Below are 19,646 nucleotides of genomic sequence, written 5' to 3'. Positions count from 1 at the left end.
CAGTCAACCCGCCAGGAGATCCGTATGTTTGCGCTCAAAAAGCTCAGCCCGACCATTACCGACATGATCCGCTTCGACCACTCGCACGTGCTGGTCACTTTCCACCAATACACGGCTGACGCCACGCCCAAGGTCAAGAAAGCGCTGGCCGACACCATCGCCAGCGCACTGGAGATCCACGCCACGCTGGAGGAGGAAATCTTCTACCCCGCCATGCGCGGCATCGATAATGGCGAGCCGGTGCTGCTGAAGAGCGTGCCCGAGCACAATGAAATGCGTCGCCTCATCAGCGAACTGCGCGGCACCCCGGCCGGCGACGTGCGCCACGACCAGTTGCTGCAACAACTGATGCGCGATGTCATCCACCACGTGGCCGACGAGGAAACCGTGCTGCTGCCGCACGCGGAACGCCTGCTGAGCAAGGACAGGCTGAGCGAACTGGGCGCGGAAATGACCCGGCGCCGCGTAGAACTGGTCGGCCCCAAGGCGGGCAAGCTGGCGCTCGACACCGCCATCGGCTTCTCCGGCAGCACCGCCGCCTGGACGCTGGGCATCCTCGGCGCACTGACGGCGGCCGCGCTGCTGGGCCGGAAGGCCGCGCGCGTTTCGTCATAGGCCGTCACTGCTCGCACGGAGCGCGCGGTACTCTGACACAAGCTGCACCACCGTGTGGCCTGCCAGCCTAACCTTCGCGACAGGAGTGAACAAAAAATGCAATCATTGGATAGATTGTAAACTTTGTAAGGTGATAGAATCCGCCATCTCTTTTTGCAACCTGACGATGGCACTGACGGCAGATCAAATTTTGGCACTCGCACCGGATGCTGCATCCGCCAAGGCAGGCAGCGCGCAGGCCAGTCCCGCCAAGTGGTCGGGACTCGGCGGTCACGCACAGGCGCTGTGGGGACTGTGCCAGGGCAGCGGCAAGGATCCCTACCGCGCGCAGATCGAGCTGGCCGGCCCGGCCTTCAAATGCACCTGCCCCAGCCGCAAATTCCCTTGCAAGCACGGACTGGGGCTCTATCTGCTGTACGCCCGCGACGCCTCGGCCTTCGCGGAAACGGACGCGCCAGCGTGGGTCCAGGACTGGCTCCAAAGCCGTGAGCAGCGCGCGGAAAAGAAAATCGCCAAACAGGCCGAGGAACAGACGCCTGAAGCAATCGCCGCCAAAGAACAACGCCAGCAAAAACGCCAGGAGAAACGCGAGGGCAACGTCGAAGCGGGTCTCGATGTGCTCGATACCTGGCTGGCCGACCTCGCCCACGACGGCCTGGCGGCCCTGCGCGCCAAGTCTGCCAAGGATTGGGATGCGATGGCCGCGCGCCTGGTCGACACACAAGCCCCCGGCCTGGCCGCGCGTCTGCGCCGCACCGGCCTGATGATCTATGCATCCAGCACGGCCGGATGGGAACTGCCGGTGGCGCGCGAACTGGCGCAACTGGCCTTGCTAAGCCAGAGCTACCGCCGCCTCGCCAGTCTGCCACCGGGCTTGCAGCACGATGTGCGCAGCGCCATCGGCTGGACCATGAATCAGGACGAAGTACTGGCCGAAGCTGGCGTCAGCGATCATTGGCTGATCTGCGGTAACCAAACACAGGACGACGGCCGCATTGCCCGCCGCACCTGCTATCTGCGCGGCCGCGACAGTGGACGCTGGGCGCTGCTGCTGCAATTCTCGGCGGGGAATCAGCCACTGCCGCCGCCATTGCTGACCGGGACCTGGTATCAAGGCACCCTGCATTTCTATCCCAGCGCCTGGCCGCTACGCGCCACGCAGGGCGCTGACTGGCGCATGCCGCCAGTCGCGCCAACGCCACCGCCCATCAATCGCACGGAGGTGGGTACTTTGCTCAACGATTACGCCAACGCGGTGGCCGCGCAGCCGTTCATCGAACATTTCCCCATGCAACTGGCGCAGGTCACACCACAAATGGAAAACGGCCAACTGATCCTGCGAGCCGCCAGCAGCGAAGCGCTGCCGGTATCAAGCGCCTTCCGCCACGGCTGGCACCTGCACGCGTTGGCCGGCGGCGCTCCGGCCGACATCTTCGGTCTGTGGAGCGGCTACGACTTCCTGCCGCTCACCATCACCACCGGCCACCGGCTGTACGTGCTGGAGGGAGAATCTGTATCGTGAGCTTTTCACCTATCCTGCACAAATGCCTGCTGGCCGGCACCGCGCGCGCTCCGCTCGCGGCCGACAGCGCGGCCGCGCCTTTGCAAGATCTGCTGGCAGGCGTTGCGGAGCCCATGCGCCTATGGCAAACCGTCGCCGCCATCGACCTGTGGCAGCGCGCCGGCTTCCAGCCGCAAACCATCGAACCACAGCCACCCTGCGAAGACGGGCCGACCTGCCCACGCGCCGCGGAACAAGTGCTGCTCCAGATCCTGCGCGGCATCCACGCCGAACAACTGGACAGCTGGTTGGCGCTCGCCCGTAGCCTCGGCATGAGCATCCCTCACGCCGCCCTCGTGCCACTGCTGGACCAAGGCATACAGAAGCCGTCCCTGCGCGCCCGCATCACGCCACTGATCGGCCAACGCGGACGATGGCTGATCACGCAGCATCCTGTCTGGTCCGAAAAATACGGCACTGCGGACGAGGCGCCCGAAACGCACTGGCAGCACGGTACACTCGACCAACGCCGCGCCGCGCTGCTGGCAATGCGCCGGCAGTCTCCCGCCGCCGCACTGACCGCTTTGGAAAACGACTGGCCGCAAGAAACCGTGGAAAACCGCATCGCCCTGCTCCCCTGCCTGGCCACCGGTCTCAGCCTGCAGGACGAAGACTTCCTCGACCGCGCACTCGATGACAAACGCAAGGAAGTCCGCACCATCGCCCAGCAACTGCTGGCCACACTGCCCGGCTCCCAGTTGTCCGAACGCTGCAAAACGCGCCTGACCGCGATCTTCACGCTCGAGCGCAAAACCGGCCTGGCCGCGCGCCTCGGCGCCATGCTGGGCGGCGGCCTGCCGGAACTCAAACTCGACCTGCCATCCGCCATCGATGCCGGCATGAAGCGCGACGGCATCGGCGCCGAAACACATCGCGGCCTGGGCGAGAAAGCCGGCTGGCTGCTGGACCTGATGCGCAACGTCCCGCCGTCGCACTGGAGCGGCGAATGGCAGCTGACACCGCGCCAGGTACTCGACGTGCTGGCCAGACAGGAATTCCACGCCGCCCTGATCAACGGCGTGGTGCAAGCCACCGCACGCACAGCGGATACCGATTGGTTCGTCATGCTGATGACCGACGGCGCGGCAACCATCAAGGACCTGAATATCACCAACACGCTGCTGCCCGAGATGCGCCGCTTGCCGCAGGACCAGCAGGAGCGCATCGTCAAACACTGGCTCGAACAACGCAGCAATGCCTACACGCTGGAATGGGCCGAACAACGCTTCACCAGCTCCGGCGCCACGTTGACGCCGGAACTATCACGCCTGATGCTGAACGCCCTGCAGCGCCAACTCAAAACCGAACCTGCGGCGAGCTACCATCACCGCTACGTGTTCACCGTGCTGGCCAAGGTACTCGACACCACCGTGCTGGCCGAAGCTCAAACCGGCTGGCCCGCCGGCGACTGGGAACACTGGCCGCAATGGCGCCAGCAAGTTGATGACCTGATCGAAACGCTGCAATTCCGCACCACGATGCAAGCCAGTTTTTTGGAGACCCACGCATGAGCAATCTGAATGTCCTGAGACAGCACGCCGAACAGCAATACGCGCACGAATTGAACGCGCTGAAAGAGCTGGACCAGCGCCAGCGTCCACCAAACTGGGAACTGTCGCCGTGGGCCGTGGCGACCTATCTGCTGGGCGGTAAACTGGATAACGGTGTCGAAATCACGCCCAAGTACATCGGCAAACGCCGCATCATCGAGATCGCCGTCGCCACCCTGGCCACCGACCGCGCCTTGCTGCTGCTGGGCGTCCCCGGCACCGCCAAGTCCTGGGTATCCGAACATCTGGCCGCCGCGATCAGCGGCAATTCCACACTGGTGGTGCAAGGCACGGCCGGCACCGCCGAGGAAACCATCCGCTACGGCTGGAACTACGCGCAGTTGCTGGCCAAGGGCCCCAGCACCGACGCCGTCGTCCCCAGCCCGGTGATGCGCGCCATGCGCACCGGTAAAATCGCCCGCATCGAAGAACTGACGCGCATCCCGGCCGAAGTGCAGGACAGCTTTATCAGCCTGCTGTCCGAAAAAATTCTGCCGATACCGGAACTGGACGAATACGTGCAGGCCGCAAAAGGCTTCAACGTCATCGCCACCGCCAATGACCGCGACCGCGGCGTCAACGAACTATCCAGCGCGCTCAAGCGCCGCTTCAACACCGTCGTGCTGCCGCTGCCGGACAGCGCCGACGAAGAAGTCTCGATTGTCGAAGCCCGCGTCGCCAGCCTGGGCCGCGCGCTGGAGCTGCCGATCGAAAAGCCGGCGCTGCAGGAGATCCGCCGTATCGTCACCATCTTCCGCGAACTTCGCGCCGGCCAGACCGACGACGGCAAGATCAAACTCAAGTCCCCATCGGCCAGCATGAGCACGGCGGAAGCGATATCGGTGGTCACCAACGGCATGTCGCTGGCCGCGCACTTCGGCGATGGCATGCTGCGCGGGGCCGACATGGCATCGTCCGTGATCGGCGCCGTGGTCAAGGACCCGGTGCAGGACCGCCTGGTGATGCTGGAATACCTGGAGACCGTGGTCAAGGAACGCGACGGCTGGAAGGACCTGTACCGCGCCTGCCGCGAGGTACTGTGAGCATTCACTTCTTCGGCATCCGGCATCACGGCCCCGGTTGCGCGCGCAGCGTAGCGCAAGCGCTGGCGCAGCTGCGGCCGGACCTGATTTTGATCGAAGGCCCGCCCGAGGCCGACGAACTGCTCACGCTCGCGGCACATGAACACATGCGGCCGCCGGTCGCATTGCTGATCTACGCGCCAGCCATGCCACAGCACGCGGTCTATTACCCGTTCGCGGAATTTTCGCCGGAGTGGCAGGCCATCCTGCACGGACAACGGCACGCAGTACCAACCCGCTTCATCGACCTGCCCTTGGCGCATGTACTGGCCGACCAGATGACCATGGCCGAAGAAGGCGAGCCAGCACCGGCAAGCCGCCCCGGTGACGTGCTGGCCGAACTGGCGCAAGCCGCCGGCTTCGCCGATACCGAAACCTGGTGGGACCATCTGGTCGAACAGCGCCAGGATAGCCTGGAACTGTTTGCCGCCATCGAAGAAATGATGACCGCCGCAAGGCAGGAAGTGGCGCAAGTGCTGGACACGCGCGAGGCGCGGCGTGAAGCCTACATGCGCCAGATGATACGGCTGGCGACCAAGCAGGGACACCAGAACATCGCCGTCATTTGCGGCGCATGGCACGTGCCGGCGCTGCGCGACATGCCCACCGCAAAGCACGACAAAGACCTGCTCAGCGATCTGCCCAAAGCCAAAGTGGCGGCGACATGGACGCCCTGGAGCTACGGCCGTCTGAGTTTCAGCAGCGGCTATGGCGCGGGCGTGCAGGCGCCGGGCTGGTATCACCACCTGTGGCACACGCCGCACAAAGCGCCGCTGTACTGGCTGACCGATGCCGTCCACCTGCTGCGCAAGCACGGCCTCGAAGCCTCGTCGGCACACGTGATTGAAGCGCTGCGGCTATCCGACAGCCTCGCCAGCCTGCGCGACCGTTCGCGCGCCGGCCTGGGCGAACTGCTGGAGGCACTGCAAAGCACACTATTCGGCGACAGCGACGCGCCATTGCGCCTGATCCAGCGCGAACTGCTGGTCAATGACCGTCTTGGCGGCGTGCCGGACGAAACGCCCGCCTTGCCGCTGCCGCAAGACGTGCGTCAACTGCAAAAGCGCTACCGCATGGCGCCGCGCGCAGACCAGGTGGAGCTGGATCTCGACCTGCGCCAGCCCGCGCATCTGGAAAAGAGCATCTTCCTGCATCGCCTGATCCTGCTCGGCATCCGCTGGGGCAGAACGCGCGCCGTGCGCGGCAAGAGCGGCAGCTTCCACGAACAATGGCTGCTGGCGTGGGAGCCGGAGTTTGAACTCAAACTCATCGAAGCCAACGTCTGGGGCGCGACGCTGGAACTGGCGTGCGAATCCAACCTGAAACATCAGGCGCAACAGATTCAGCAACTGCCTGAACTGACGGCGCTGGTCGAACAAATGCTGCTGGCCGACGTGCGCAACGCCGTGCCAGTGCTGATGGCGCGCATGCAGGAGCTGGCCGCCGGCACGCAGGACGCGGGTGTACTGCTGGCGGCACTGGCGCCCCTGGCCAACGTTCTCCGCTACGGCAACGCGCGCGGCACCGACACCGCCAGCGTCGGCGCCGTGCTGGATGGCCTGGTGCGGCGCGCCAGCATCGCCCTGCCCGTCGCCGCGCGCGGCATCAACGAGGAAGCGGCGCAAATACTGCTGGCACAAGTCATTCAGGCCGACCAGGCCATTCGCCTGTTGCAGAACGCCGAACACCAAGCCGTCTGGCATGCGGCGCTGGAACAGTGCGCGCAAACGCAAGTGCAGCCGCTGATCGCAGGGCGCGCGGTTCGCATCTTGTTTGAACAGGAACACTGGAATGTCGAACAAAGCGCCACCGCGCTGTCGCTGGCATGCAGCAATCCGATTGATCCACTGGCCACGGCCGAGTGGCTGGAGGGCTTCCTGCGCGGCAGCGGCCTGCTGCTGGTAGTGAACGATCCGCTGTGGCGGATACTCAACGGCTGGGTCGCCTCTCTGCCCGAGGAAGCCTTCACCGAACTGCTGCCGCTACTGCGCCGCACCTTCGCCACCTTTGAAGCGCCAGAGCGGCGACAGCTGGGCGAGCGTGTGAGCAACGGCGAAGTCACGCTGGCCGCGAACGTCGTCAGCGCCACCAATCATGAGCGGGCCGCGCTGGTGCTGCCGGTGCTGTCACTGCTCATCGGAGAAACCGCATGAGTGCCGAGAAAATCAACCAGTCCGCGCTCGAGCGCCGCTGGCGCCTGATGCTGGGCAGCGACGCCGACAACCTGACCTTGGCGCCATCCGACGCCACACTGGAACGCACCCTCGGCGCGCTCTACGACAAACAGGAAGGCCGAGGAGGACTGCAAGGCTCCGCGCCCAACGTCGCACGCTGGCTTGGCGACATCCGCGAGTATTTCCCGGCCAGCGTCGTGCAAGTCATGCAAAAAGACGCCATGGAGCGTCTGGGCTTGCAGCAAATGCTGCTGGAGCCGGAAATGCTGCGCAGCGTGCAGCCGGATGTGCATCTGGTGGCGACGCTGCTGTCGCTGAACCGTCTGATGCCGAGCAAGACCAAAGAGACGGCGCGCCAGGTGGTGCGTGCCGTGGTGGAGCAACTGGAACGCAAGCTGGCCAATCCGTTGCGCCAGGCCGTGAGCGGCAGCTTGAATCGGGCCGCGCGCAATCATCGGCCGCGGCACAACGAAATCGACTGGATACGCACCATCCGCGCCAACCTGCGGCACTATCAAGCCGAGTACCAGACCATCATCCCCGAACGCCGCATCGGCTTCGCCCGCAAGACGCAAAGCCTGCGCGACATCGTACTGTGCGTGGACCAGAGCGGATCCATGGCGCCGTCGGTGGTGTACGCCAGCATGTTTGCGGCGGTGCTGGCCAGTATCAAGGCGGTCAGCACGCAGGTGGTGGTGTTCGACACCGCGGTGGTCGACCTCACGCCCTTGCTGGCCGATCCGGTGGACGTCCTGTTCGGCACGCAGCTCGGTGGCGGCACCGACATCGACCGCGCGCTGGCGTACTGTCAGGGACTGGTCAAGCGTCCGCAGGAAACCATCTTCGTGCTAATCAGCGATTTGTACGAGGGCGGCAATGCGGCGCAGATGCTGGCCCGCGCGGCGGCGCTGGTGGAAAGCGGCGTGCAAATGATCGCCCTGCTCGCGCTGGACGACAACGGCGCGCCCAGCTACGACCATCGCCACGCAGCCCACTTCGCCAGTCTGGGCATACCGTGCTTCGCCTGCACACCGGACAAGTTCCCTGACCTGATGGCGGCCGCGATCAAGAAGCAGGATCTGACGGCGTGGGCGGCGCAGCAGGAGATTGTGGTTGCTGGCTAAACTCTACGCTGCGTTTCACAGCGCGAGGTTGAGGCTTACCCGATGGGGACCTGTTTTCGATGGTCCGACTGGATCTGGATTCCATTCAGAATCAGTGATCAATCGGACTGACTAGCCAAATGAGACACCAATCAGTGCCTCCGACGCCGCCCACAGCTTTGCGGCCACCGCGCCATCGAGCGCGTGCGGCTCGATCTTGCCCGGCCCAGGCGGCCCGTTATATGCGCCAGCGGCCCGTTGACGAACCCCTGCTCGACATGGTCGAGAATGCGCTGCGCGATATGTCTGCCCACTATCAATCGCCACAGGCGAGCGACCTTGCTCGCCTGATCCACGACACGCCCACGTTGCGCGCCGGCGAGCAAGCCAAATACGAAAAGGTCGAGCATATGCTCATCAAAGCGCTAGCCGATCACAAGGGCCTCCCCGACAACGATCTTGCTTGCCGAGTCACCGCTGCCGTTGCGATCGGCATGCTCAAGCTGTCAATCGAGGCTTGGTTGAGTGACGAAGACGCGGGGTCCGAGCGATTCGGCATCGCCGCCTTCGCCACACTGCGAAGCGTGCTAGGCGGTGCGAACAAGGTTTAGCCGGCAGCTGGCTGATGCGATGTGGGCCAGGGATAGATGACGCGGTGCGCAGTCATCCGTCTTTCATGCCCCCACGCTGCACAAGGCGGCGTTGATGGTGTGCTCGCTCATGCAGGCTTGCTGGCAGCGCAAACTGAGAGCAGAGAAATATTCTGAAAATGCCAGCCTAGCAGCTAGCGTCCAAGGAAGGTTCCGAACTATAAACTTTCCACTCTGCGATGAGCGCGGATACGATACGGAAAAAAGATTCCAGTAACGGACCGTCAGGTGAAGTGCCGAAGCCATGTGTAATGCCATTTCTCATGTTGAGGAACGTCTTCACAGTCGAAAATTCGTCTACCGAAATGTATCCCACCGTGTAGAGCTGATTGAGCATCTTTACGGCAGGCAGCCGCTCTATCGGCATCGCCTCGGTGATGGCGAGCTTACGCATGGCAGCTTCGAATATCGACCACAGATACAAGACCGCCGCTTCCGCATGGTTGCTATCGATCAGGGAACGAGTAGTCTTGAGCTTTTCTTCCAATTCGTCCCACCCGATAATATTTTCGGCAAAGGCTGGTATGTTCAGATCGTCGATCGTTACCAGAAGGAATCTCCATCCATGATTCTGGCGGACGATATTCGCGATGGACTGATAGCGTTCAGCCGATGTTCTGGTATGAGTAGTCTTGACTTCTACGATGAAGCCGCCGCCATCCGGCTTCTTAACGACTAAGTCCGGCGAGTAGTCTGGGAGCTCAAATGGAAGCTCAGGGCTTTGAGGATCAATGATGACCTCATATCCATCGCTTTCGAATTTTTTCTTTAGCTGCTGGACCTGCGCGTCATATTCTGTGCGGTTGCTGGGCGTGTTCATAGGTAGTCCTTTAATTCAGAAGCATGCGATACCCGAACGTAGACGGACTCTTCGGGTTTCGTCACCGCAGCCTGCAAAAGCGGCGGAAAGTCTGTGACGTCGATTGGCTCGGATAAATATCGACGGTGACAATCAATATCACAGACACAGTCGTCGTCGGAGTAGACCAACCCAACAAGAGCATCCAGAATCGGCTTGATGATGTTGTCGACGTCGGCCGCGTCTTCTGTTGCCAGATAGATTAACGTTACTCTCAAATTTCCCGACAAAGGCGCGATATCCGCAGGCCAAGTTTTTGCTGCCTCAGCATTAACGAAAGCTTTAAACCTCTGGAGGTTTGCTCGTTTTTTCACCTGTAACGACACCGGCCGCTGAATCGCCACCATACCACTAGACACTTCTAAGCCATAATTCTAGGCAAAGGAGTCATCATGAGTGGAAAGCGGTACACGGAAGAATTTAAGGTAGCGGCCGTCAAGCAGGTGATTGATCGCGGCCATCCTGCAGCAGAGGTGGCAGAGCGCCTTGGCGTGAGCGTTCACAGCATGTACGCATGGATCAAGCGTTACGGCGTTCCTGATTCCGAGCGTAAGGCCAACGATGCACAGGCCGAGGAAATGCGGCGCCTGAAGGCCGAGCTTAAGCGCGTCACTGAGGAGCGCGATATTTTGCGAAAGGCCGCGGCGTACTTTGCCAAGACGTCCGGGTAAAGTACGCCTTCATTTTCGAGCACCAGGCTATGTATTCAATCCGACGCCTGTGCAAGATGGTCGGGGTTCACTCCAGCGGCTACTATGCTTGGTGCATTAGCCCGGAAAGCCCGCGCACAAAGGAGAACAAGCGACTGCTGGGCCACATCAAGCAATCATGGCTGGAAAGCGGAGCTGTCTATGGCTACCGTAAGGTCTACGACGATTTGCAGGAGCTTGGAGAACAGTGCGGGATTAACCGGGTTCATCGTCTGATGCGCGCCGAAGGGATTCGTTCCCAGACGGGCTATGCCAAGCGGAAGTGGAAGCGCGGCGGCGCGCCGTCAGTGATTGCGCCCAACCATCTGCAGCGGGAGTTTGATGTGGCCGAGCCAAACAAGGTATGGGTCACTGACATCACATATTTGCGCACGTATGAAGGCTGGCTCTACCTTGCCGTCGTTTTGGATCTGTTCTCGCGGCAGGTGATCGGTTGGTCGATGAGTTCAAGGATTGATCGTGACCTGGCAATGAACGCTTTACTCATGGCAGTGTGGCGCCGCCAGCCAACTGACGAAGTCATGGTTCATTCAGATCAGGGCAGTCAGTTCAGTAGCTATGACTGGCGCGACTTCCTTACTTCACATGGGCTTGTTCAAAGCATGAGCCGGCGCGGGAACTGCCACGACAATGCCGTGGCCGAGAGCTTCTTCCAGCTTCTGAAGCGGGGGCGCATACGACGCAAAATCTATTCAACCCGAGACGAGGCCAGGCAGGATGTCTTCGACTATATCGAGATGTTCTACAATCCGAAGCGTCGTCACGGATTCAATGAAAGGCTGTCGCCAATCGAGTTCGAAAAGCGGCATTTTCTACGGCTGCGGAGTGTCTAGGGGGATGGTGGCGATTCACCTCAAGATCAAACGGTTCCTGGGGCGCAGCGAAAACGCCGTCCGCATCCAAATGCTCACAGCCCTCATTAGCTACCTACTCGTCGAACTGCATCGCCAACGGCGTTCTCCCCAGCAAAGCATGTGGGAATGCTTGTGCGTTGTGCGCGCCACCTTATTTCAGCGCGCCGAGACTGAAATATCGGGATACCGACGACGACGACGCCAGATGGAGGAATTCGCACAACTGCAACCTTCACTCTTTTGAAACCATGTCAACAAAATTATTCCGGACAGCAGTGCGCCTTCGCGGGAACGACGGGCGGGTAACAAAAAACCCGCTTTCCTCAACGAGAAAAACGGGTTTCTGATTATTCCTTGGTGCGCTGACCGGAATCGAATGCCCTATGAAGAAGGGCTCGAAAATCAAATGTCCCTCCTATGTCCCGCAGTTTTAGACGCAGTTCACCCGTTCGGTTCCGTTCTTCCGACAAACAACCTATTACAGCACAAAAAATTTTCCGCTGGCGCGCAATTGGTTGCCGCTGATAGCGACGGGGGCGCACAACTTATATAACGCCAAGACTAGAAGGGATTCCCATCTTTAGCGAGAAGCCGCAGTAATACCGGGTTTCGATTTCCCATAACTCAATCGCCCCCCATCATGCCCTCTCCGCCGAACCCGGGCACGCTGCTGCCAATAAAACGGCGCTTCTCGATGAATCTCTTCCCGTCTATTTCCCCCAACGATCGGAGACACTACGGTGCAATTCAATGAGCCACTTAAAGCTGCGGAAAACGCAGATCCGCCCTCCTTTGCTCGTCAGCTCCAAATAGCGACTAGCTCGGCAATCTTGGTTGCAATCACAGTCATTGATTCTTCGGATGTGTCTAATCCGCTCCGCGAAGCGAGCATCGGGCTCACATCTCGGAGTGCGGTGTACGTCGTACCATGTACTATCGGCACAAGCCGGTTCCCCTGTAAAAGAGTCGAGAGTTCTTTATCGGCTACGCCTTCTTTTGGAAGACGAGCGAGCAACGCAGGAGTTACGAGGACGAGCCCGATTTTTGAAGCTGCCAAGCCCTTATCGATCGCGCGCATCATCGGAACGCCAAGGCCTAGATCCTTCTCACTGAACCAAACCTTAACACCTGCCGCTTCCAGCAAGTCGTGCAGCTCCTTGGCGGCTCCTTGCCGGTCATCCCAAGCATGGCAGAGAAAACAATCTCGGAGATCTGGCTTTGCCGCAGTCTGAGCCTCAACAGCCTCACGTACCGGGGTGAGCGATACGACTTGGTCTGGTGTGTATGAAACAGACGAGCCGACTCGGGACCAGCGGGGCCGTGAACCGCTGCTCCCAACTGATCGGCCACCGCTACTATAGCTGCTACCGCTGGATGGGTAAGACGAGCTGTAGCCGCCACCGTAGCCATAGCTGCCGCTGTAACCACTATATCCTGAACCACATGCCGGACAATTCGCTCGTGCGGCTGCGGAACTGTGTCCTCGAACCGGGGCAGTGCATCGTGCCATTGCTTTCCTTTCGTCATTGTGCTGCGACGCGATAGGATGCTCAACAACTCTAAGGCGTCATTGATGATGAGCCTATTACGTAAGCTCAGGTGAAAAAGTCCCAAAGCGACATCACTCGTGGGAGAACGCGCCCCCCGGGAAAAACTCGTTACATTAAAGCGACGACATCCGAACTCAATTAACCTAAATACTCAGTATCTTTAGACTCCAGTCGCAGCCACTAAGCGAAGTATTTTAGGAATTTCATCATACTTTCTAACCCAAATAACGTTTAGTCCCAGTAGATTTGCATCTTGTTCTTCAAGTAGACGTGCAAGGCGCTGGGTCTCCTCTGGGCCATCGATTTCTGGAAACTTCTTAATGATGTAATGATTCTGTTTCTTGTCGGTGCTCTTCCTCCAAGCGACATCAAGAAGACGTCGCAGATTCGGATCAGTCAAGCTCACACCAACAAACAAACAAGTGTTCTGCGAGAATTTAGCGAGCTGAATCAGGTTCGACCAACTGAACGGGTCTAAAAATTGACCGTGGTATGCATCCTCACTAAATACGATGTCTGAGGTTTCGCTAACCCTTCCCCGTCTGGGAAGATAGCCATGAACATGGTAGATCGGCAGCTCACTGGGCTGGAATTTCACCGCCTCGGTGTAAATTGGAGTGTTGAGAATTTTTGCTACCGACAAATTCTCTTCAACTAGCGCGTCGAAATTGAACGTAATAATTGAATCTAGCGCTTTCCCTTCTCTTCTAGGGCGAGCAAGCTCAATGATGGCGTCGATCATGTCCGAGCTTTTAGAACTCTTAACGTATAGCGAGTCTCGAACCATCTTTGAGAAGTCTTTCCCCAATGAGTTCTTGAGATATTTTCCAATAATTAGTGAAGAGCCGCCATAGCGCTTATGAAACTCCTTTGCAGCATCGGTAGCTATTCCAATAGAATGCTCTTTTGAGAGTTTTTCGACCATGCCATCCAGAAGTGAAAGCAACAAATCACTCCACATCGGAATTCCGGCATCTACAGAAATGCCAGCGCCGCAGACAAGCGTTAACCTTCCGGTTTGAAGCGCCTTCGCTAGTGCCAAAGTCTGAGCTGTAGACGAGGTACCAGTTGGCTCGACTGGCTTACTCAAGGATGCTCGCTCAGGCTGAACCAGAGAGTCTACGAGTGTCATGACACCTTGATCTATATTCTGTGAAATATCCAGATAAAGGTAGCTTGACAGATAACTCGGTACAGGAGTTTGATCGATCAAAACAGGAATAATCTTTAATTCCCGTTTAGATATCTCGCTTAGTGCCAGAGCAGAAAATTCGTGCATAACCGATTTAGAAGCTAGTGAGTTCGAACTAACGATTAGTACGAATGCATCTGCCCCTTCGATGCCTTCAGATGTCTTCTTGGCTATGTTGTCGCCGGGCTTTAGAGTTTCGTCCCATTTCCAAATCTTATGGCCGGCGCCTTTCAGCGCTAAAGAGATTTTGTCCGCAACCTCTGAGTCAAGGCGGCTATAGCTTATGAAGATACGCATTCTTCGCCTTTCTGATGCAGAGCTTAGATGAAATCAAGAACGTAAATATTATCGAATAAATTGGGCTAATGCCAACATAATCAGAGCAAGGCCCGCGTAATACACGAGCAATGTACGCGACATTGTCGCCGAAAGCCATGTTGCCCGAGGCGCACTGCGGAAAGCACGAGTATCCATGGAAAAATCAATGTCGTTTTCCTTTAGCTGACGGACGTGCTCGTAGAGTGCCCGAAATCTACGTTCCTGACACAGAAAGTAGCCATCAAGGGTCCAGAAAATGAACAGTGGGAAGAATGCGATGAGAATGTAAGCTTTGTTTGTATCCTTTGCGGCTAACGCGAAGAGCGCTGCAATTAATGTGATGCTCCATCCTTTGAGCAAAAAAAGATTACCAGACATCCTGTTTATAGATGCCTGGATAAACTCAAGATGTTTGTGTTTATTGGAAGTTTCCATCATTTGAGCATCGCTATAGCGTTATCAACCCACGACGCCAGATTATTCTTTATATGGTTGTATGCATTGTCCGCCGGAGGATTATAAACCGGTGGAACGAAAATACTACCGTTGCCCTTTTTGAAGGTGAATTGATCAAAGGGGTTCGTCCCCTTTGTGCAAGTGCCGTTGTTCGGGCAATTGAGGTTATGGATGTGAATACCTAGCAGAGCTCGGTCATCTTCCCAAGCTTTCTTAATTTCATGCTTTACCCATGGACGTGCATGTGTATCGGTTCCTATTAGCACGACTACGCAGCGTTTATACTTCATATTGTCGTCGATCCATTTTTTGATCGCAGCATCACCATTTTTCTTCACGGTTTCCCAATCATTCTTAGATACTGGTTCGTTACCGTCGATCATGCCCATGTTGCGAATTTGCTGAACTCGCATTACATCATTAGCAAAATGAAAGCTATAAAAAACAGGTACTCTAGCCATGGATATTTCCTTTGAGATTATTTGGATTCTCGCTTTTGGCGAGGTTGTATATTTAATTCTCTATAAAACAGCGTGACAAAATCGAGCGGTGCTATATCAACGGGCGGAAAATATTTAATATCGATGGCCAGTGCGCTGGCCGCACCGCCGGTTTGTGCTATTGGAATGCAGACTGCTTCTGGCCAAGCTGCTTTGAACAGATCATATTCATCGCGTATGCCATCCATTCCTCCGATGAACACCGCAGCGTCGAATTCTGTCGAAGTAATCATCGCAAGGCGCATTGCTTTCAGGCTTTCACTTAAATTCCCAGATACCGGAGCGACATAAGTGACATTCGCAAAATTTTGATTTTCCTTGGGGAAGTCTTCCTCTTCAAAGAATCGGCTTTGAAAGAGCTCGACGGCCAGTGCATACTCGATTCCAACTGACTGTGCCGCAGCCCATAGCAAAGGGGTGATTGCAGGATGCCCTCCCCAAACCAGTTTCTTCCTTCCCAAAACCACTTGAGCGAGTGCGTTTATCGCAGCCTGAATTTCTTGTGGCCGAGAATCTGAATCGAAAGGCGGTCTTGTAGGTACGCTGGCGGAAAGAAATATGGCCCCCATGTTTACAGTTCCATGTCCGCTAACTGCCAATCCGCTTCTCTGCTTTTAATCCACCTGACAGCCCCCACCTTTTGAGCCAGCCAATTCATGTGCCGAACCCAGTCATCACTGATTCCAACATGATCATAGACAACTGCAACTGCGCGGGTGTCACTCAGGTCGATGCACTCGTGAACGTCCATAGAGGTTGGTACGCCGACCACCGGGTAAACGATCAATGGGCTTCCTGAAGGGAATTTCAAAAGTACAGATCGTTTTAAACCGACGCCTTCGACGACGCCGCCCAGATCTTCGATAGCAGTCCGCAATGTGCCGACCATATTTGAATGACGAAGCGCCACACTGCGACTACGTACATACTCAAGCTCCAGGGCAATGGAGTTGACAGCCGCGCCATGCAGTCGCAAGCCGCTGAAATCGTCAACATTAAGCTGCCTTGATGTCGCTAATCGCGAATGACGTGATGGAGTATGTCCAGGCCAAATCAGTTGGAGCATTGAAATGTGTTTTGCGACAGCTCGTCCCCACTCGGCGCTCGTCCAACGGCTTTCAAAGTATTTGGGCGTATCGAGCATGATCAAAACGTCCGAATCACAAAGGCGATGCCATAGCGTCGCTTGAAACTCTGCTGCGACGGCGACAGAATGCGTATCGAGAAACACGTCGAACTGCCTAGCGGACAAGGCTTCGTACAATTGTAAGGCTACGTCTGCGGATTCGTCGCGTCTGTAGCTAACAAACACCCGGCGTTGTGTGGGCAAAAGCCCCAAACATTGCAAAGCTGCGCTGACTGCTTGCCGCAGGTTAGTATCAGCTGGATCTAAAATCAAAGCATTGATACTGCGAAGCGATTGAGGAAGTTCGAGCTCCACCCGCGTTGCAGCTGAGACGAGCGGAACGACCGGAACTCCTAGTCGACTTAATGCGGCTGCATCGGGATTCTCTACCCCATCGGCACCAAAGAAGACTGCTACCGTCGCCGTCACTTCACTGAAATGGGATTGAATTCCCTCATCGAGAGTGTAGTCGTGACCAAGCTTTAGTCCAAAATGAGAGAGGCACTCACTGAACGTCCTAGAGAACGACTCTTTTTGCTGGCCGGTTGGTGCGCCAAGTAGAAGGCATTGATAGAGCACAGTAAGCCCTTCTATAAAAACGGAATTACGCGAACGACCGTCGCTTGCTTGTTGTCTGTCGACATCCAAAACAGTTCGCCACCGTGAGAGTAAATACGCCGATAAATCCCCACGTATTCATTCCCATGTGTAGACAGTCCATCCATTGTCGGTACGATTGCTATACGCTCTAATGGCTTACTCCCATCAGCATAACCGAGCTCCCATGGGCACCAACGAGAGCTCATCGAGTTGGCAGTCGCGAGAAACAGAAACCAGTCGCAATTTTTGATCTTCAGCTTAATACGCCCAGCCGTTTCTTCGTTGGGCTTGTCAGGCATAGCCGTGTCTTGCCAGTCGATATACAACTCGACTCCCTTTTCGGCCAACAAAACTTGTAGGCCCTCAGCTAACTCTCGGTCCTTATGGCTATGACAAAGAAATGCAGTACGTTGCCCGTGAGCGCGGAGTAGCGACTTGCGAAATGTCTGTCTTTGAGCCGCACGTCGAAGGTCAGATTGATCTATTGCCATTGGGATAGACGGTTAGAGGATGATAAATAGTAGCAAGGTAATGACTTTTTGCATACAAATGGTATGGGCCAAGACCACAATGTATCTAACTGACAACGTTAGTTTGTTCGATGAATTGAACCACTCGGTTTACTCCGCCTTCCACGGCCTGAAAAACGCTGCCACACGGCCATCCAATCTTCATAACCTAGCTCTTGTAGTCGCATAAATTTGTTTTAAATTGCTGCGCTGCTCTGCGCCTGCGCCGCGTACGTCGCAGCAATAAAAAGGAAGGAACAAACGTGATGTTTTGCAGGATTCGTGAGGTGGTTACTTGGGTGAAAGCGGAATAATCTGCAATTACGGCTTGATTATCAACGCTATGACAATCAGTCTGAAGCCCCTTTTACAGCAAACAATTCAGTGATCAACGCATGGGTGAGTAGAAGCTGTAGGGCAACGATAATTTGCATAAACAAAGCGGAGCACTTTTACCGGCGAAAGCCTATCCTGCAATCGCCACTTCGCTACACTGTTCTTGATAATATCAAGCGCCACGAGCCCAGGCGCCACTCCCTAGACCTAAATTAGCTAAACGGTATATCTCAATTCTCTCCCGACCTGCCAAGCGTTGCTCTTCTTTTTCTCGCACCGCTCCATCGTCCATAGCGATACCTCAAAGGCCATAGACAGCAAACGCTTTACCCTATCGAAAAGAGTTGTCGATAAAGGGGAGCACATGGAGACCAACAAAACCATCCCTGGCACATGCCGCCTGATGCGCTTACGTGAAGTGCTGCGACTATGCGGCTTCTCGCGCGCGACGCTATACCGCGAGATCAAGCTGCACACCTTCCCCGCGCCGGTGAAGCTTTCCGCACGTTCCGTGGGCTGGCTACAGGACGACGTGATGCAATGGCTGGACGCGCGCGTCGCGCAGCGTGGCCCGGCCTATCAGGCAAACGCGCAGATCGAGCATCAAGATACCAAGCGCGGAGTAGCGCTCAAAGCTGGCCGCCGCCAGGCAAGGGACGAATCGGAATGATGTCGGCGCCGGCGCGCAGCTTATCGAGATAGTCGGCCCAGCGCTGCATCATCAGCCGGCGCGCTGGCAGGTGCGCGGTGCGATTATAGGCACGCCCGTTTGGATCGATGACGCGGTGCGCCAACTGGTGCTCGATCAGGTCCACACGTTCATTCAGCACTTCGTCCAAGATCGTGCGCGCGCTCGCGCGGAAGCCGTGCGCCGTCATCACGTCTTTCGCGAAGCCCATGCTGCGCAAGGCGGCGTTGATGGTGTTCTCGCTCATGCAGGCTTGTTCGGTGCGCAGGCTTGGGAAAACAAACTTGCCGTGGCCAGTCACGCGATAGAGCTCGCGCAGGATCGTCACCGCCTGCGTGGCCAGCGGCACCATGTGTTCGGTCTTCATCTTCATCTTGGCGGCCGGGATGCGCCATTCGGCGGCGTCCAGATCGAATTCCGACCACTCCGCGGCGCGCAATTCGCCGGGACGGACAAACAGCAAGGGTGTGAGCTTCAACGCCGATACAGCCACGATATGGCCTTCGTAGGCATCGATGGAGCGCAGCAGCAGTGCGAGGTGTTTGGGTTCGGTGATAGCGGCGAAGTTGGTGCGTGGGATCGCCACCAAGGCGCCGCGCAGGTCCGGCGTCACATCGCGCTCAGTCCAGCCGATCGCTACGCCGTAGCGCAGGATCTGGCCGCATAGCTGTTTCATGCGGTGGGCCGAGTCGATGGCGCCGCGCGCTTCGACGCGCTGAATCACAGCCAGGATATCGCGGGGCTTGATGGAGGCCACCGGCATCGCGCCGATCACTGGCAGGATGTCGTGCTGCAGCCAGCCCAGCGACTTCTTTTGCGTGACCTCGCTACGCGTGACAGCCATCTTGGAGAGCCACTCCAGCGCCAATGTTCCAAAGGTATTTTGCTCGGGCTCAGGCGCGATGGGTTTCTTCCTCGGCTTGGGATCGGTACCAGCGCGCAGCAGTTTGTGCGCCTCGGAGCACAGCGCGCGCGCCTCGGCCAGCGATACCTCGGGATAGGTGCCGAACACCAGTGTCCGGTGCCGTCCCTCGTAGCGGTAGTTCATCCGCCAGTATTTGTTGGATTCCCTAACCAGCAGGTACAGCGCGCGGCCGTCGCTGTATTTATCACCGCTGGGTTTGCCGGAATATTTGAGTTTCCGGATAAAAAGATCGGTCAGTGGCATGTGGCCTCCCGTAGGGACCTGGCGCCGATTTGAGGGACCAACGTT

19 protein-coding genes are annotated in these 19,646 nt (G+C 57.5%); 9 read left to right on the top strand and 10 right to left on the bottom strand.

Annotated elements, in window-relative coordinates; translation table 11 throughout:
- Positions 1-24 precede the first annotated feature (24 nt).
- The 7 genes from FHW83_RS04860 to FHW83_RS04830 all read left to right on the top strand — a co-directional run bounded on the left by FHW83_RS04860 (position 25) and on the right by FHW83_RS04830 (position 8,696).
- Positions 25-615 carry a hemerythrin domain-containing protein gene (locus tag FHW83_RS04860; RefSeq protein WP_176645232.1) on the top strand — a complete coding sequence of 197 codons (591 nt, stop codon included), beginning with the start codon at positions 25-27 and terminating at the stop codon, positions 613-615.
- 190 nt (positions 616-805) lie between these two features.
- Positions 806-2,137 (top strand): SWIM zinc finger family protein, encoded by a 1,332-nt coding sequence (locus FHW83_RS04855; RefSeq protein WP_176645231.1) that lies wholly within the window; start codon positions 806-808, stop codon positions 2,135-2,137.
- Positions 2,134-3,687, top strand: coding sequence for a DUF5691 domain-containing protein (locus FHW83_RS04850; RefSeq protein ID WP_176645230.1), 1,554 nt, complete (start codon positions 2,134-2,136; stop codon positions 3,685-3,687). Before FHW83_RS04855 ends, FHW83_RS04850 begins: the two co-directional genes overlap by 4 nt.
- Positions 3,684-4,769, top strand: coding sequence for an AAA family ATPase (locus FHW83_RS04845; RefSeq protein WP_176645229.1), 1,086 nt, complete (start codon positions 3,684-3,686; stop codon positions 4,767-4,769). Before FHW83_RS04850 ends, FHW83_RS04845 begins: the two co-directional genes overlap by 4 nt.
- Positions 4,766-6,961 (top strand): DUF5682 family protein, encoded by a 2,196-nt coding sequence (locus tag FHW83_RS04840; RefSeq protein WP_176645228.1) that lies wholly within the window; start codon positions 4,766-4,768, stop codon positions 6,959-6,961. Before FHW83_RS04845 ends, FHW83_RS04840 begins: the two co-directional genes overlap by 4 nt.
- The gene (locus tag FHW83_RS04835) at positions 6,958-8,106 is read left to right on the top strand and encodes a VWA domain-containing protein (RefSeq protein ID WP_176645227.1); all 1,149 of its coding nucleotides are present in this window, start codon (positions 6,958-6,960) and stop codon (positions 8,104-8,106) included. The genes FHW83_RS04840 and FHW83_RS04835 overlap by 4 nt, the downstream gene beginning before the upstream one ends.
- Positions 8,107-8,327: 221 nt before the next feature.
- Complete coding sequence (locus tag FHW83_RS04830) at positions 8,328-8,696, top strand: hypothetical protein (RefSeq protein ID WP_218106100.1); 369 nt, start codon at positions 8,328-8,330, stop codon at positions 8,694-8,696.
- 166 nt (positions 8,697-8,862) lie between these two features.
- Here the strand turns inward: FHW83_RS04830 and FHW83_RS04825 are convergent, their stop codons facing one another.
- Both FHW83_RS04825 and FHW83_RS04820 read right to left on the bottom strand, forming a co-directional pair.
- Positions 8,863-9,555, bottom strand: a complete 693-nt coding sequence (locus FHW83_RS04825) for a hypothetical protein (RefSeq protein WP_176645225.1) — start codon at positions 9,553-9,555, stop codon at positions 8,863-8,865.
- Positions 9,552-9,941, bottom strand: coding sequence for a RusA family crossover junction endodeoxyribonuclease (locus FHW83_RS04820; RefSeq protein WP_176645224.1), 390 nt, complete (start codon positions 9,939-9,941; stop codon positions 9,552-9,554). The genes FHW83_RS04825 and FHW83_RS04820 overlap by 4 nt, the downstream gene beginning before the upstream one ends.
- A 45-nt stretch (positions 9,942-9,986) precedes the next feature.
- Here FHW83_RS04820 and FHW83_RS04815 point away from each other — a divergent pair.
- A protein-coding gene (locus FHW83_RS04815; protein WP_176645223.1) for an IS3 family transposase occupies positions 9,987-11,137 on the top strand; the annotation gives its coding sequence in 2 pieces (ribosomal slippage) (positions 9,987-10,230 and positions 10,230-11,137; 1,152 coding nt in all).
- An 820-nt stretch (positions 11,138-11,957) separates the two neighbouring features.
- Here FHW83_RS04815 and FHW83_RS31025 read toward each other — a convergent pair.
- The 7 genes from FHW83_RS31025 to FHW83_RS31270 all read right to left on the bottom strand — a co-directional run bounded on the left by FHW83_RS31025 (position 11,958) and on the right by FHW83_RS31270 (position 17,391).
- Positions 11,958-12,668, bottom strand: a complete 711-nt coding sequence (locus FHW83_RS31025; RefSeq protein WP_176645222.1) for a toll/interleukin-1 receptor domain-containing protein — start codon at positions 12,666-12,668, stop codon at positions 11,958-11,960.
- A gap of 200 nt (positions 12,669-12,868) precedes the next feature.
- Positions 12,869-14,197: a TIR domain-containing protein gene (locus FHW83_RS04805; RefSeq protein WP_176645221.1), complete on the bottom strand. Its 1,329-nt coding sequence runs from the start codon at positions 14,195-14,197 to the stop codon at positions 12,869-12,871.
- A gap of 48 nt (positions 14,198-14,245) precedes the next feature.
- Complete coding sequence (locus FHW83_RS04800; protein WP_176645220.1) at positions 14,246-14,656, bottom strand: hypothetical protein; 411 nt, start codon at positions 14,654-14,656, stop codon at positions 14,246-14,248.
- Positions 14,653-15,135 (bottom strand): TIR domain-containing protein, encoded by a 483-nt coding sequence (locus FHW83_RS04795; protein ID WP_176645219.1) that lies wholly within the window; start codon positions 15,133-15,135, stop codon positions 14,653-14,655. Before FHW83_RS04795 ends, FHW83_RS04800 begins: the two co-directional genes overlap by 4 nt.
- Positions 15,136-15,152: 17 nt before the next feature.
- Entirely contained in the window at positions 15,153-15,743 is a 591-nt protein-coding gene (locus FHW83_RS04790) for a hypothetical protein (RefSeq protein WP_176645218.1), read from the bottom strand.
- Positions 15,744-15,745: 2 nt separating this feature from the next.
- Complete coding sequence (locus FHW83_RS04785) at positions 15,746-16,948, bottom strand: toll/interleukin-1 receptor domain-containing protein (protein WP_218106098.1); 1,203 nt, start codon at positions 16,946-16,948, stop codon at positions 15,746-15,748.
- A complete protein-coding gene (locus tag FHW83_RS31270; RefSeq protein WP_176645217.1) occupies positions 16,891-17,391 on the bottom strand; it encodes a toll/interleukin-1 receptor domain-containing protein in 501 nt (166 codons plus the stop codon). Before FHW83_RS31270 ends, FHW83_RS04785 begins: the two co-directional genes overlap by 58 nt.
- A 718-nt stretch (positions 17,392-18,109) precedes the next feature.
- On the opposite strand from FHW83_RS31270, the gene FHW83_RS04775 reads away from it, so the two are divergent.
- Positions 18,110-18,415 (top strand): AlpA family transcriptional regulator, encoded by a 306-nt coding sequence (locus FHW83_RS04775; protein ID WP_176645216.1) that lies wholly within the window; start codon positions 18,110-18,112, stop codon positions 18,413-18,415.
- Here FHW83_RS04775 and FHW83_RS04770 read toward each other — a convergent pair.
- Positions 18,375-19,601 carry an integrase arm-type DNA-binding domain-containing protein gene (locus FHW83_RS04770; protein WP_176645215.1) on the bottom strand — a complete coding sequence of 409 codons (1,227 nt, stop codon included), beginning with the start codon at positions 19,599-19,601 and terminating at the stop codon, positions 18,375-18,377. The two genes, FHW83_RS04775 and FHW83_RS04770, sit on opposite strands and share 41 nt — an antisense overlap.
- Between the last annotated feature and the right edge of the window lie 45 nt (positions 19,602-19,646).

The sequence above is a fragment of the Duganella sp. SG902 genome, from assembly GCF_013376005.1.
Lineage (GTDB): Bacteria > Pseudomonadota > Gammaproteobacteria > Burkholderiales > Burkholderiaceae_D > Rugamonas.
The sequence above is the reverse complement of the archived record's forward strand: the minus strand, read 5'-3'. Positions and strand labels throughout refer to the sequence as shown.

Bases quoted from the DNA above. Each gene is read 5' to 3' on its own strand.
- FHW83_RS04860 (WP_176645232.1), top strand. From the start codon at position 25: ATGTTTGCGCTCAAAAAGCTCAGCCCGACCATTACCGACATGATCCGC.
- FHW83_RS04845 (WP_176645229.1), top strand. From the start codon at position 3,684: ATGAGCAATCTGAATGTCCTGAGACAGCACGCCGAACAGCAATACGCG.
- FHW83_RS31270 (WP_176645217.1), bottom strand. From the start codon at position 17,391: ATGGCAATAGATCAATCTGACCTTCGACGTGCGGCTCAAAGACAGACA.
- FHW83_RS04770 (WP_176645215.1), bottom strand. From the start codon at position 19,601: ATGCCACTGACCGATCTTTTTATCCGGAAACTCAAATATTCCGGCAAA.
- FHW83_RS04805 (WP_176645221.1), bottom strand. From the start codon at position 14,197: ATGCGTATCTTCATAAGCTATAGCCGCCTTGACTCAGAGGTTGCGGAC.
- FHW83_RS04795 (WP_176645219.1), bottom strand. From the start codon at position 15,135: ATGGCTAGAGTACCTGTTTTTTATAGCTTTCATTTTGCTAATGATGTA.
- FHW83_RS04830 (WP_218106100.1), top strand. From the start codon at position 8,328: ATGCGCCAGCGGCCCGTTGACGAACCCCTGCTCGACATGGTCGAGAAT.
- FHW83_RS04825 (WP_176645225.1), bottom strand. From the start codon at position 9,555: ATGAACACGCCCAGCAACCGCACAGAATATGACGCGCAGGTCCAGCAG.
- FHW83_RS31025 (WP_176645222.1), bottom strand. From the start codon at position 12,668: ATGGCACGATGCACTGCCCCGGTTCGAGGACACAGTTCCGCAGCCGCA.
- FHW83_RS04775 (WP_176645216.1), top strand. From the start codon at position 18,110: ATGGAGACCAACAAAACCATCCCTGGCACATGCCGCCTGATGCGCTTA.
- FHW83_RS04835 (WP_176645227.1), top strand. From the start codon at position 6,958: ATGAGTGCCGAGAAAATCAACCAGTCCGCGCTCGAGCGCCGCTGGCGC.
- FHW83_RS04800 (WP_176645220.1), bottom strand. From the start codon at position 14,656: ATGATGGAAACTTCCAATAAACACAAACATCTTGAGTTTATCCAGGCA.
- FHW83_RS04790 (WP_176645218.1), bottom strand. From the start codon at position 15,743: ATGGGGGCCATATTTCTTTCCGCCAGCGTACCTACAAGACCGCCTTTC.
- FHW83_RS04820 (WP_176645224.1), bottom strand. From the start codon at position 9,941: ATGGTGGCGATTCAGCGGCCGGTGTCGTTACAGGTGAAAAAACGAGCA.